General features: G+C 69.9%; 8 protein-coding genes. 5 read left to right on the top strand and 3 right to left on the bottom strand.

The features are described from left to right. The first annotated feature begins 130 nt into the window (after positions 1-130). The 3 genes from dnaK to OHS70_RS37610 are packed head-to-tail and all read left to right on the top strand — an operon-like array spanning position 131 to position 3,655. Positions 131-2,005, top strand: coding sequence for a molecular chaperone DnaK (gene dnaK / locus OHS70_RS37620; RefSeq protein ID WP_328405178.1), 1,875 nt, complete (start codon positions 131-133; stop codon positions 2,003-2,005). Then, complete coding sequence (gene grpE, locus OHS70_RS37615) at positions 2,002-2,577, top strand: nucleotide exchange factor GrpE (RefSeq protein ID WP_328405176.1); 576 nt, start codon at positions 2,002-2,004, stop codon at positions 2,575-2,577. The genes dnaK and grpE overlap by 4 nt, the downstream gene beginning before the upstream one ends. 55 nt (positions 2,578-2,632) lie before the next feature. Beyond that, a complete protein-coding gene (locus OHS70_RS37610; RefSeq protein ID WP_328405174.1) occupies positions 2,633-3,655 on the top strand; it encodes a zinc-dependent alcohol dehydrogenase family protein in 1,023 nt (340 codons plus the stop codon). A 127-nt stretch (positions 3,656-3,782) separates the two neighbouring features. Here the strand turns inward: OHS70_RS37610 and ligD are convergent, their stop codons facing one another. Then, positions 3,783-4,055, bottom strand: a complete 273-nt coding sequence (gene ligD / locus OHS70_RS37605; protein WP_328405172.1) for a non-homologous end-joining DNA ligase LigD — start codon at positions 4,053-4,055, stop codon at positions 3,783-3,785. 84 nt (positions 4,056-4,139) lie between these two features. Next, positions 4,140-5,615 carry a glycosyltransferase family 39 protein gene (locus OHS70_RS37600; protein ID WP_328405170.1) on the bottom strand — a complete coding sequence of 492 codons (1,476 nt, stop codon included), beginning with the start codon at positions 5,613-5,615 and terminating at the stop codon, positions 4,140-4,142. Between the two features lie 91 nt (positions 5,616-5,706). On the opposite strand from OHS70_RS37600, the gene OHS70_RS37595 reads away from it, so the two are divergent. Then, a complete protein-coding gene (locus OHS70_RS37595; RefSeq protein ID WP_328405168.1) occupies positions 5,707-9,369 on the top strand; it encodes an nSTAND1 domain-containing NTPase in 3,663 nt (1,220 codons plus the stop codon). Between the two features lie 591 nt (positions 9,370-9,960). On the opposite strand, the gene OHS70_RS37590 is transcribed toward OHS70_RS37595, so the two are convergent. Next, the gene (locus OHS70_RS37590) at positions 9,961-10,524 is read right to left on the bottom strand and encodes a hypothetical protein (protein ID WP_328405166.1); all 564 of its coding nucleotides are present in this window, start codon (positions 10,522-10,524) and stop codon (positions 9,961-9,963) included. 189 nt (positions 10,525-10,713) lie between these two features. Between OHS70_RS37590 and OHS70_RS37585 the strand changes: the two genes are divergently transcribed. Next, positions 10,714-11,940: a cytochrome P450 family protein gene (locus OHS70_RS37585; RefSeq protein ID WP_328405164.1), complete on the top strand. Its 1,227-nt coding sequence runs from the start codon at positions 10,714-10,716 to the stop codon at positions 11,938-11,940. Positions 11,941-12,376: the final 436 nt, after the last annotated feature.

Genomic DNA, 12,376 nt, shown 5'->3' with positions numbered 1-12,376 from the left:
GGTTAGTTCCATCTCAGCAGGTGAGGGCGCTGCGCGGTGAGGCCCGGCGGGCCCCGCCTCTCCCTTCCGGGCGCTCGGTCCAGGGTTCGGGACCTGCTGTGGAAGTGGACCGCAGGCTGAGGAGTGGACCATGACACGTGCAGTGGGGATCGACCTCGGTACAACGAACTCCGTCGTCAGCGTTCTGGAGGCCGGCGAGCCCACCGTCATCACCAACACCGAGGGTGCACGGACCACCCCGTCGGTGGTCGGTTTCGCGAAGAGCGGGGACGTGCTGGTCGGTGAGGTTGCCAAACGGCAGGCCGTGACGAACATCGACCGCACGGCGCGGTCGGTCAAGCGGCACATGGGCGAGGCGGAGTGGCGTTTCCCGGACAGCGGCGCCATCGACGGCAAGCACTACGCCGCGCAGGAGATCTCCGCGCGGGTGCTGCAGAAGCTGAAGCGCGACGCCGAGTCCTACCTGGGCGAGGACGTGACGGACGCGGTGATCACCGTCCCGGCGTACTTCAACGACTCGCAGCGCACCGCGACCAAGGAAGCCGGGAAGATCGCAGGTCTGAACGTCCTGCGCATCGTCAACGAGCCGACGGCCGCGGCGCTCGCGTACGGACTGGACAAGGAGAACGAACAGACGATCCTCGTGTTCGACCTCGGCGGCGGCACCTTCGACGTGTCGCTGCTGGAGATCGGCGAGGGCGTGGTCGAGGTGAAGGCCACCAACGGCGACACGCACCTGGGCGGGGACGACTGGGACCAGCGCGTCGTCGACCACATGGTGAAGCAGTTCAAGAACGCGTACGGCGTCGACCTGTCCAAGGACAAGATGGCCACGCAGAGGCTGAGCGAGGCCGCGGAGAAGGCGAAGGTCGAGCTGTCGTCCTCGACCGAGACGACGATCAACCTGCCGTACATCACGGCCTCCGCCGAGGGCCCGCTGCACCTGGACGAGAAGCTCACTCGCGCCCAGTTCCAGCAGCTGACCGCGGACCTGCTCGAGCGCTGCAAGCACCCGTTCCACAACGCGATCAATGACGCGGGCATCAAGCTCTCCGGCATCGACCATGTGATCCTGGTCGGCGGTTCCACCCGTATGCCCGCGGTGACCGAGCTGGTCAAGGAGCTGACCGGCAAGGATCCGCACAGAGGTGTGAACCCGGACGAGGTCGTCGCCATCGGCGCCGCGCTGCAGGCCGGTGTCCTCAAGGGTGAGGTCAAGGACGTCCTGCTCCTCGACGTGACCCCGCTGTCCCTGGGTATCGAGACCAAGGGCGGCATCATGACCAAGCTCATCGAGCGCAACACCACGATCCCGACCAAGCGGTCCGAGATCTTCACGACGGCCGAGGACAACCAGCCGTCCGTGCAGATCCAGGTCTACCAGGGCGAGCGTGAGATCGCGGCGTACAACAAGAAGCTCGGGATGTTCGAGCTGACCGGTCTGCCGCCGGCCCCGCGCGGGGTCCCGCAGATCGAGGTCGCCTTCGACATCGACGCCAATGGCATCATGCACGTGACCGCGAAGGACCTGGGCACGGGCAAGGAGCAGAAGATGACCGTCACCGGCGGCTCCTCGCTGCCGAAGGACGAGGTCGACCGGATGCGCCAGGAGGCCGAGCGCCATGCCGAGGAGGACCGCCGCAGGCGTGAGGCCGCCGAGACCCGCAACCAGGGCGAGCAGCTCGTCTACCAGACCGAGAAGTTCCTCAAGGACAACGAGGACAAGGTCCCGGGCGATGTGAAGACCGAGGTCCAGAGCGCCGTCGGCGAGCTGAAGGAGAAGCTCAAGGGCGAGGACACGGCCGAGATCCGCACCGCCACCGAGAAGCTCGCGGCCGTCTCGCAGAAGCTCGGCCAGGCCATGTATGCCAAGGCGCAGACCCAGCAGACCGCGGGCGGTTCCGCTGACGCCGGTACGACGAAACGAGAGTCCACGGACAGCGCCGACGACGTGGTGGACGCCGAGATCGTGGACGACGACAAACAGGAGGGAGGCACGGGATGAACCGCCTGACTGATGTCCGCAGCCGGGCCGATTCCCCGCTGATGATCGCCCCGGCCGAGCCGGTCGGTCGGACCGGCCCGGCCGCCGTCACGCCCTCCGCCTTCGCGCAGGCGACCGCACAGCCGCCGGCTGAACCCGGGCTCCGGACGGAACTTCAGGAACGCACGGCTGACCTGCAACGTCTCAAGGCCGAGTACGACAACTACCGCAAGCGGGTACGCCGTGACCGTCTTGCGGTCCGTGAGATCGCAGTTGCCAATGTGCTCCGCCGGCTGTTGCCGGTCCTCGACTCCCTCGCCGAAGCGGAACCGGGCGAGGCAGGCGGCTTCCAGCGCGTGGCCCAATCGCTGCGGACAGAACTCGCGGGCCTGGGTTTGCACCCCGTCGGCTCGGTGGGCGACCCCTTCGACCCGGTTGTGCACGAGGCCGTCTCATACGACGTGTCCGACCGGTTCGAGCGGCCCACGTGCACCGTGATCGTGCGCCCGGGCTACCGGGTCGGCGGCCACCTGCTGCGTCCGGCGCAGGTGATTGTCGGCGAACGGCCGACTGATGAGGGAGGCATCCACTGACCTCGCAGCACACTGGGGCCGGCATCGCAGCGGACCGGAGCCCGACAGGAGTGCCATGACGACGCGCCCGAGATCTGCCACGACATCCGCCTGGGTGGTCGAACGCCCGGCTCCGATCGCCTCGGGTCCGCTGCGGCTGGTGCGGCGGACCACGCCCGAGCCCGGCCTGCACGAGCTGCTGCTGACCGTCCGTGCGTGCGGTGTGTGCCGCACGGACCTGCATCTCGCCGAGGGGGACCTGGCACCGCGCACACCACGCTGCACGCCTGGCCATGAGGTGGTCGGCGAGGTGCTCGCCGCCGGGCCGGACGTCGAGGGCCTGCGCATCGGTGACCGGGTGGGAGCCGCCTGGCTGGCGCGCACGTGCGGCCATTGCCGCCACTGCCGTACGGCACGGGAGAACCTGTGCCGCGACTCCCGCTACACCGGCTGGGACATCCACGGCGGATTCGCCGAACACATGCTCGTGGACGCCAGATTCGCCTACCGCCTCCCGGAAGGGTGGGACGACGAGGACGCCGCTCCACTGCTGTGCGCAGGCATCATCGGCTATCGGGCGCTTCAGCGGGCCGACGTGCCGCCGGGTGGTCGGCTCGGCATCTACGGGTTCGGAGCCTCTGCGCACCTGACCGCCCAACTGGCGATCGCCCGGGGTGCCGAGGTCCATGTCGTCACCCGCTCGTCGCAGGCACAGCGGCTGGCGCTGGAGCTCGGCGCGGCGTCCGCATCGGCCGGTGTGCCCCCGCAGCCGCTCGACTCGGCGATCCTGTTCGCACCGGCCGGGAGCCTGGTGCCGGCGGCACTCGATGCCCTGGACCGGGGCGGGACTCTGGCGATCGCCGGGATCCACCTGAGTGCAATACCCCCACTCGACTACGACCGGCACCTGTTCCAGGAACGGACGGTACGCAGCGTCACCGCCAACACCCGTGAGGACGGGCGCGCTTACCTCGCGGAGGCGGCCCGACTACGGCCCGCCGTACGGGTCTTGCGCTACGGGATGCAGCGGGCCGACCAGGCCCTGACGGATCTGGCGGGCGGACGGATCAACGGGGTGGCTGTGCTCATCATGCAGTGACTGCGTCGTGGTGCGGTGAGGGATGCCCGGCTATTCGTGGCAGACCTGTTTCTGCGCAGCCTCATGTCGATCGACAGACTCTCGCGGGCGCCGCCGGTGCACTCGGAAGCTGGTTGCCCGCCCGGCGTCACATCGATTTCTCGAGCCGTCGTCGGGCGGCGCGGATCGAGCAGGGGTGCTGGAGTACGTTTCCCCACGGGTCGGCGTCCAGGCGCCCGGCAATCGAGTCGGTGGTGAAGCTTCGGGCATCGATGCCCGGATCCTTGACCTCGGACCAGGCGAGGGGAGCCGCGACCGGGGCACCCCGGCGTGCGCGGACCGCGTAGGGCGCAACTGCGGTCTGAGCGTATGCGTTCCCGGTGCCCGGTCCGTGCGCCGACTTGCCACAGTGTTGACTCATGCTGGTGCGCGAGGTTGCGCCGGGTCACGCTGAGATTCGGTGCCGGGGGAGCCGGGGCGTGAGCGGTGGGCCTGACGGTCCCAGTCAGCAGGCGCCGGGCCGCGCAAACACTGTGATGCGGGCCTGGCCCACCTCACGCCTCCCCTCGCACTCCTCGAAGTAGCTGTGCAGCACCGCACGCTTCATCTCCTCACCCGACGCCGTGTCCAGCGGCTGCCCGGCCAGGTCGCGCACCACCACGATCCGGCGGCTCGCCAGCATCCGAGCCCGGATCTCCGCAGGTCGCGCCTCCCTGCCGAACAGCGTGTCCGAAGCGCGCGGAGCGCCGTCCAGCGACAGGTCCGTCAGCTCCCGGAAGGCGGCCGGCTCGACCAGCGTCCATACCCGCCGCCGTGCGGGCGTGAACAGCAGCCCGTCGCCGGGGTCGGCCGTGTCCCGTATGGCGTGGGCGACCGCCCTCACATCGTTCTTGCGGCTGTCCGGCGAGCGCAGAAACGGGCCGTGGGCGACGAGAGTGAGCATTGCTGCCGCGGCCGCGGACAGCGCCAGCGCCCTGCTCCAGTACTGGTCGAGAACAGCGCCCAGAAGGAGGGCGAGGCCGATGACGTACGGCAGTACATAGCGGTCCACGAACAACGGATGCACGAACGAGACCGCCATCAGCAGCCCCATGGGCAGGATCAGCAGCGGCAATGCGACGGACCGAACGGCCTGCCCGGACGGCGTCCGGGCGCACGCCCACCCCAGCAGCGCCAGCGCACCGAACACCGCAAGCTGCCCGGCGCCGGGCCGACCGATCCATTCCACCTGCCCCGCCTGCGTGGTGCTGAAGGCGGCGAGCGGCGCGAGCCCGACGGCCACAGCCCCTGCCGCAACAGTCCAGCCCCGGGCGCGTGTCTTGCCCAGCCCGAGTCCCACGCGGCGACCTGAGCGCGCCGTCCCCCGCCGGTCCGGGACCACCTCCGCGCAGGGCCATCGGCCGAGCACCGTGACCCCGTGCGCGAGCAGGGCCAGCACCGCGAATTCGTGCAGCAGGCACGCCACCAGCATCACCGCCCCGTAGACCGCCCAGCGCCGTTCCAGCAGCAGCCATGTCCCGCAGGTGACCAGCCCGCACACCAGCGCGTACGACCGGCCTTCCTGGGCGAACCGCTGCACCGTCGGCAGCAGAGGCAGCAGCAGACCAGCAAGCAGTCCCGCGCGCGGTCCCGCAAGGCGGGCGCCGATCAGCGTCACACCGGCGGCCGTCACCGTCATCCCCACGGCGGACGGCAGACGCAGCGCCACCAACCCGCCCTCCCACACGGTGAACAGGGCATGCATCAGCAGGTAGTACAGGCCGTGCACGGCATCGACGGAGCCGAGCGTGCGCCAGATCTCGGGCACGGTGCGGTGCGCGATCTCATAGGTGACCGCCTCGTCGCCCCACAGCGTGCCATCGCGCCGTATCCCCCACAGCCCGAGGGCCAGTGTCAGCGCTACGGGCCCGAGGATGAGCAGGACCGGCGACAGGCGCGATGCGGTGCGTGCAGGGGGCGATTCAACAACCGTGTCGATCATGGAGCGAGTCCACCGGCCGGCGCATTGATGGGCAGGCCCCTCGCCCCGCACCAATCAATTACTCTCCGGGCCAGGGGAACGGAGACATCAAATGGGACGCCGTGAAAAGCCGTTGGACCCGGCCGCCGGGCCGGTGCAGCGCTTCGCACACGAACTGCGCCAGCTACGTCGCGCGTCGGGCAGCCCCACGTACCGGGATATGGCCAGGCACAGCGACTACTCCGCGCCCACCCTGTCCGGCGCCGCCGCCGGCGAGCGCCTGCCGTCGCTGCCCGTGTCCCTCGCCTATGTGAAAGCCTGCGGCGCCGGCCCGGACGGCTGGGAGAAACGCTGGCGGGCCGCATCGGCCGAGCTGGCCGAACAGCCCATGGCCCCCGACGACGCCCTCGCGGCTCCGCCCTATCCGGGCCTCGCCCGGTACGGCCCCGAGGACCACGCTCACTTCTTCGGGCGCGACGAACTCGTCGCCGACCTCTTGGAGCTCACCTCCCGCCGCCCGTTCGCGGCGGTCGTCGGCGCGTCCGGCAGCGGCAAGTCGTCCCTGCTGCGGGCGGGGCTGGTGCCTGCGCTGCGGGACGAGTCAGCGGCCTGTCCCGTGCCCCGGCCATCGGTGATCCGCATCCTCACGCCCGGCCCACGCCCCGCCCGTACGCACAAGGATCTGCTGACCGAGGGGGTACTGGTCGTGGTCGACCAGTTCGAGGAGGTCTTCACTCTCTGCCGTGACACTGCCGAACGCGACGAGTTCATCGGTTTGTTGCTGCACTCGGGGGCACGTGTGGTCATCGCCGTACGCGCGGACTTCTACGGGCACTGCGCCGAACATCCCGGCCTGGCCTCGGCGCTGAAGGACGCGGCGCTGCTCGTCGGCCCCATGAACGCGGCACAGCTGCGGGAAGCCGTGGTCGGACCCGCGTCGGCACAGCGGCTGATCGTGGAGCGTGCGCTCACCGCCCGTGTCGTCGCCGACGTCGCGGACGAGCCGGGCGGGCTGCCGCTGATGTCCCACGCCCTGCTGGAGGTGTGGCGCAGACGGCGCGGCCGGACGCTGACGGAGTCGGCGTACGACGCGATCGGCGGTGTGCAGGGTGCCATCGCCCACACTGCGGAGAAGATCTACGCCGGCCTGAGCGAGCCGGAAGCGCGGGCGGCCAGGGCGCTGCTGCTCCGGCTGATCTCCCCCGGCGACGGCACCCCGGACACCCGCCGGCCCGCCGAGCACGCGGAGCTGGTCGCCTCGGCGCGCGCCGGCCGGGTGCTGGAGCGGCTGGTACGGGCCCGCCTGCTGACCGCCGACGACGGCGCCGTAAACCTTGCCCACGAGGCACTGATCACGGCCTGGCCCCGGCTGCGTACCTGGGTCGACGAGGACCGCGATCGGCTGCACCTGCACCGCAGGCTCACCGAGGCGGCCCGCGTCTGGGAGGACCTGAACCGCGACACGGGCGCGCTGTACCGGGGTATGCAACTCGAGGCGGCACGCGAGGTGTTCAAAGACGGTACGGACGATGGTCTGACCTCCTGCGAGCAGGACTTTCTCGATGCGTCCTTCGCCGCACACGTTCAGGCTCAGCACGCCGCCGCCGGCACCACCCGGCGGCTGCGGACTCTGGCCGTCGCCCTCTCCGTGCTGCTCTGCCTCGCCGCTGTCGCCGGACTGACCGCCTGGCAGCAGGGCCGGGTGAGTGACCGGCGGGCGACCGAGGCCGAGGCGAGGCGGATCGCAGGCGTCGCGGACACACTGCGCTCTTCCGAACCGCGGACCGCGATGCAGCTCGCCCTCGCCGGGTGGCGCGTCGCCGATCTGCCCGAGACGCGGGCCGCTCTGTTCGGGGCTGCGGCGCAGCGGGAGCTGGACAGCTTCACGGCGCCGCCTCTGGTCGCGTTCGAGGAGGACAAGAACGACTCCTGGCGCCGTCTCGACCGCACCGGCAGAACGCTGACGAAGACCGGGCCGGAACGGGTGGAGCGCTGGGATCTGGTCACGCGTCGCCGCCTGTCGCCGTATCCGGGGCTGGGACGGCTGGCCACGGCTGTGCAGGACATCAGCCCCGACGGACGTACGGTCGCCGTCGGAACCGGGGACGGTGTACGGCTGTGGGACCTGGCCAAGGGGCGGCTGACGGGGAGCCCGATCGCCGACGGCGACGCCATGGAGGGCATCTTCGGGCCGAGCGGCCGCACGTTCGTCGTGCGGCGCCGCACGGGAGCCGACAACGGCTTCGCCGGCCTACAGGTCTGGGACGCAGCCCGGGCGCGGCTGCTGCTGAACATCCCCCTGTCGCGGTACGGCGCCCGCCACGCCGCGGTCGGACCGGACGACCGGCTGTTCGCGTATTGCCCCGCAACCGGCCCTCTCCAGGTGTGGGACATACGGGAGCACCGCAGGCTGCCCGTCGACTGGCCGGGCAGCGCCGAGAGGGACCTCTGCACCGATTCCACCTGGGCGTTCACGCCGGACGGCCGGGGGATCTATTACCCGGCGGAGTCCGGCATCCGCAGCTGGGACGTGCGCACGGGCCGGGAGCGGCCCCCGATACCGGTGCCGTCCGCGTGGGAGGTGACGTTCAGCGACGACGGCATGTTTGTGGCGACCGCATCGCAATCCGCCGTACAGCTGTGGCGGACCGACGACCTGTCGGCGCCAGTCCTGAACCATCCGGTGACCGGCGTGGGCCTGTCCAACCTGCGGCTGGATCTTGCGGTCGGCGTGCTCCGCTACCAGGAGGGCTCCGACCCTGCGGCAGTCCTGCGGACGCTGTCCCTGGACGGAGTTGTGCCCCGACAATGGCAGCAACAGCCGTACGCTGCAGCTCGGTTCGCCCCGGGCGGCGCCATGCTCGCCACGGTGACAGGGCGCCGCATCCAGATCCGGGACGGCGGCAGTGGTGAGCTCAGGAGCACGCTGCCAGAGTCGGTGTGCGAAGACTGTCCGCCACTGGTGTCGTTCAGCGCCGACGGCAGGGCCTTCGCCCATCTCACCGGCCGCGACCGGGAGACCGCCACAGCAACGGTGCGGCGGCTGAACTCCTGGGGCCGCGCGGTGACTGTCGGGAAAGGCGTCAACGGCATCGTGTTCGGACCGGACGGCCGGTCCATGGTCCTCACCCAGTCCGTCACCGAAACCGACCGGTGGACGCTCGACGGGGAGAGTCGTACCGCGGTACGCAGGGCTCCCGACGGCGATGCCCTCGCCATGTCCCCCGACGGCCATGTCCTCACCACCGACCGGCAGTTGATCCATGTGCCCTCCGGCCGGTCCAGGCGCGTCATGACCGCAGAGAGCCTGGGCGTGACGGCCGTGTTCAGTGCGGACGGTCGGTTCCTCGCGATGGGCGACATGGACGGCCGGGTCACTCTCTGGGACGGCAAGGGGCAGCGGCGCCTCGCCGTACTCGTGGCCGGCTCGAGCAACAGAGGCGACCTGCACCGGCCTCCTCCCGCACTCGCCTTCTCGGCGGACGGCACCACGGTCGCGGTCGGCGGCGCGGACGGTTCACTGCGCCTGTGGCAAACCGGGGCGCCCGCCGGACCCTCCGCACCGCTCACCTCGGTGGACGGCCCGGTGCTGGCCGTGGCCTTCGCCGAGCACGACACCCGGCTGCGCATCACGACGCGGCATGTCACGGTCCATTCGTACGGCCTGGAGCCGCGGCGGACCGCTGAAGCGGTGTGCCGCCGGACGGGCAGTGGGCTGTCCCGGGCAGCCTGGGAAAGGTACCTCCCCGCCGTCCCGTACCGCGCTACCTGCTGACTGGCTGCCCCGAACGCGCCTGGAGTCCACGGAACTGCAGCTCAGGAGTCTCATCGCATGCAGTCGAAGCCGAGAATGCACAATGACACAGTGTCGGTGTCCGCCACAGACGGCGGTGGAGGCATGTACGCCTCAGTCACACCACCGAATGCGTCTACCACCTCACCGCGGGCGCCTCACCGGCACCGCCTACGACCTCGACCGAGAGGGGCTACCGCATCGGCGCCGAGTGGACCGCCCGGGTCACCGACGTGCGGCGCTGGTTCGTTTTCTCCGCCAGCAAGCTCAATCGCCAGAACGACAGCGAGCACGATCGGCGGCGGTGGCGTTCGACTCGGGTGTTCTGGCCCGTCCGCCGCACGGCGAAGTACCGGTGTGCGCACTGGACTTCGGCACTACTGTCAACGGCTGGGGACCGGTCAAGCAAAACGCCAGCAACGGCAGATGGCACCCCGACGCCTGAGGCTCAGGGTCACTGACAGCGGCGACGGATGGGGGCACGAGCAGGCCGATCGGGCGGCGGCCACGGTGCACTGCGAGGAGCGATGACTCGTCGGCCGCTGTCTGTGACGCGCTGTGTGCGCCTTCTCGTCAGACGCGCGGCAGCCGGGTGGAGAGGCGCTGCTCCAGCCGGCCAGGTCCTGGAGGGCACTGGGGCGCGCAGTCGGGGCAGACGTACACCGCCCTGGCGGGACCGGAGGGGGACTCGATGATGCGCACGAGGACCGGCGCCTCGGTGCTGCGCTCGCAACGGCAGCAGTTGAGTGCAAGCGGGCGGGACAGCGTGGTCGCGGCCAGCGCCGAGTGCAACCGCTCGGTGCTCGTCCAGTACCCCTCTCGCGTCGCCAGAACGTGCCAGTGGAGCCCCGGCCCGGACGTGCGATGCTGAGGCGGAATCGCCACATGGCAGTTCTGTCCGAGCACTTGGACCTGCGGCAACTGCCAGTGGTCGGCGCTCCCTTTCCGGATCAGCCAGTAGAGGATGCTGCCGTAGTCGTCCTTGATCACAGCCCTCGCATCGCCTCCGAGGTACTCGAGGGCACGGACTCCGAGGCTGAGCGGCACGCGTACGGCGTCCCACCACTGCCCTGCGGGCAGTGCCTGTACCTCCCGGTCACACCGTTGCACCCATTGCGGGACTCTGTTGATCATCATGGGTCCTCACCGGTCTCTCCTGTCGGATGCCCATGACAGTAGGACCGTACGAGAAGGGTCACTTGTGTGCACGCGTAGGGAAGTTGTCGTCGCACGCAGCATGCGGGAGGCGTTCTCGCTCCGCGCTGCTACCACGACGTAGCGTGATGCCACCGGAGTTGTATCGGAGTTCGAACCAGGGAGTCTCAAATGGCAGCCCAGCACCCTGCGGTGATAGACCCGACCGGTCGCGACATCCATGGCGAAGCCACCCGCATACGTGAGCTGGGCCCGGTGACACGTGTGGAGCTCCCCGGCGGGGTGGAGGCGTGGGCAGTCAGCAGTCCCGGCCTGCTGAAAGGACTGCTCACCGATCCGCGGGTCTCCAAGGACCCCCGCCGGCACTGGCCCGCCTGGATCAATGGGGAGATCTCCCCGGAGTGGCCGCTGTTCACCTGGGTCGCGGTCCGGAACATGTTCACCGCGTACGGCGGCGAGCACAAGCGGCTGCGGACGCTGGTCGCCAGGGCGTTCACCGCGCGCCGGACCACCGCCATGCGGCCGCGCATCGAAGAGATCACCGCAGGTCTGCTGGACCGCCTCGCTGCGGACGGGCGGCAGCGAGGTGTGGTGGACCTGCGGGAGCAATTCGCCTATCCGCTGCCGATCAACGTGATCAGTGAGCTCTTCGGCCTCCCCGAGGAAAGCGGGGAAGAACTGCGGCACCTCGTCGACAGCATCTTCCACACCTCCGCGGATCCTACGGAGGTCACCGCCACCTATTCACGGCTCTACGCCGTCCTGGGCGACCTCGTCGCCGCAAAGCGAAAGGCGCCCGCCGATGACCTGACCACCGAGCTGATTGCCGCACGTGACGACGAGAGCAACACCCGGCTGAGCGAGCAGGAACTCCTCGACACGCTGGTGCTCATGATCAGCGCCGGTCACGAAACCACCGTCAATCTCATCGACAACGCCATCCACGCCATGCTCACCCACCCGGAACAACTCGCGCAGGTACGTGCCGGCCGTGCCTCGTGGGACGACGTGATCGAGGAGACACTGCGCTTCGACGCCCCGGTCGCCAGTCTGCCCCTGCGGTACGCCGTGGAGGACATCGCGCTGGACGGGATGGTGATCCGCAAGGGCGAAGCGATCCTGGCCGCGTACGCCGCCGCCGGCCGTTGTCCCGAGCGGTACGGGAAGGACGCCGACCGCTTCCGCGTCAGCCGCGCGGACAAGGAGCATCTCGCCTTCGGCCACGGGGTGCACTTCTGCCTCGGCGCTCCCCTGGGCCGTCTGGAGGCGTCCATCGCGCTCCCGGCACTCTTCGAGCGGTTCCCCGGTCTCGCCCTTGCCGTGCCGCAGGAGGATTTGGAGCCTGTGGACTCCTTCATCTCCAACGGTCACCGCGCCCTGCCCGTACGCCTCTTCTGACTGCTCCACGGGCCGCGTCGCGGCACCGGTTGCCAGCTGCGGAGAATCCTGCGGGGTCCTGGGACTTCGGCAGGCCCCTCGATCCCCGGGCGGCTGGGGGCAGGAACCGTCCGGCAGGGCGTGGCATGGCGCGCATGGTGGAAGGGGCCGGGCTGTCGGGCCCGGTTCGTCGAGGTGGCCCGCCGGCTCCCTGCCCGGAAGCGGCCGAGCAGCTTCCCGAATGTCACTTGCGGTTAGCAGGCCGGCCGCCTGGCGTATTGCCCCCACACGCAAGGAAATTGCTGCAAAGCGCAGAGCCGGCAACGACGCACAAACATGTGCGGTTCACGAAGTCTGCGGAGATCAGGAGCCCTGTATTACACTCCGCACTCAGGCAACTACCGGAATTTCCGGCTTAGTTGAGGATTCGCACATCGCTGACGTCAGGAAGCGGACA

This window comes from Streptomyces sp. NBC_00390, assembly GCF_036057275.1.
In the GTDB taxonomy this organism is placed as follows: Bacteria; Actinomycetota; Actinomycetes; order Streptomycetales; family Streptomycetaceae; genus Streptomyces.
The sequence above is the reverse complement of the archived record's forward strand: the minus strand, read 5'-3'. Positions and strand labels throughout refer to the sequence as shown.